Below are 1412 nucleotides of genomic sequence, written 5' to 3'. Positions count from 1 at the left end.
CCGGTGGTTTGTGCTATAATACTATTACGTGGGTACAATCCGTAAAAAAATTGTAAGGGAAGATACATGAAAAAGAAAGATCTTATTTTTTATGCTGGGACAGCCGTTTTGTTAGCTTTTTCGACACAACAAGTCAAAGCTGATGAGCAACATGCGTCCGATCAAACACCAGAAAATACTTCAGCTGTTGTTTTGAAAACAACAACTTCATCAGAAGCGCAGAATACTGTGAACGAAGGAGTGGGAGTTGAGAAAGGTATTCAGACAGAGAATGTCGTTGCAACAGAGGCAGTACCTGACACACCGACTCTTAGTAATAACCAGTCTTTTGACAAGGGCACTAGCGACAAGGTTATATCAGAGCAACCAGCACCAGCTGTGGTAGCTAGTCGCGCTCCATATGGCGCACGCGCACGAGTGGTAGAAACACGAAATGAGAGTGTTCCTCAACAGGAATCTCCAGTTTCTGCAGATTTGAATATTGAAAAATCAGATTCAGAAGGTACCTTCACCATTACAGCTAAGAACCTCCAAGGCTTGGATGGTTATAAAGAAGTGAAGATTCCATTTTGGTCTCATGCCAATGGGATGAAAGACATCATCTGGTACACTCCAAGTCGCCAGGCAGACGGTTCTTATACTGTAACAGCCAAAGCAAGCGATCACGAAAACTCTGATGGCAAATACGAAGCGCAGGTCTTCTATGTAGATGCCAAAGGTCAAAACAAGTTTGTCAAGAAAGCCTTTATCGATTACACAGCTCCTAAACCATCTGCTGATCTAACCATTACAAAATCAGAGTCAGATGGCACCTTCACCATTACGGCTAAGAACCTCCAAGGCTTCGATGGCTACAAGGAAGTGAAGATTCCATTCTGGTCTCATGCCAATGGGATGAAAGATATTCTCTGGTACACTCCAACTCGTCAAGCAGATGGTTCTTATACTGTAACAGCCAAAGCTAGTGACCACGAAAACGCTGATGGCAAATACGAAGCGCAGGTCTTCTATGTGGATGCCAAAGGCCAAAACAAGTTTGTCAAGAAAGCCTTTATCGATTACACAGCTTCTAAACCATCTGCTGATCTGACCATTACAAAATCAGAAAAAGACGGGACTTTCACTATTACAGCTAAGAACCTTCAAGGTTTCGATGGCTACAAGGAAGTGAAGATTCCATTCTGGTCTCATGCCAATGGGATGAAAGATATCATCTGGTACACGCCAACTCGTCAAGCAGATGGTTCATATACTGTAACAGCCAAAGCTAGTGACCACGAAAACGCTGATGGCCAGTATGAAGCGCAAGTTTTCTATGTGGATGCCAAAGGTCAAAATAAGTTTGTCAAGAAGGCCTTTATTGATTTCAAAAATCAGTCACGTCCAACTGCTAGTCTCTTAATCCAAAACAA

1 protein-coding gene is annotated in these 1412 nt (G+C 42.8%); it reads left to right on the top strand.

From position 1 onward, the window contains the following. Nucleotides 1–66: 66 nt before the first annotated feature. Nucleotides 67–1412, top strand: a 1346-nt coding sequence (locus ACLOR3_RS02610) for a GBS Bsp-like repeat-containing protein (protein ID WP_412036963.1), incomplete at its 3' end; no start/stop codon positions are given.

This window comes from Streptococcus intestinihominis (assembly GCF_046824975.1).
Taxonomy (GTDB): Bacteria; Bacillota; Bacilli; order Lactobacillales; family Streptococcaceae; genus Streptococcus.
This window is presented reverse-complemented; position numbering and strand designations above follow the sequence as displayed.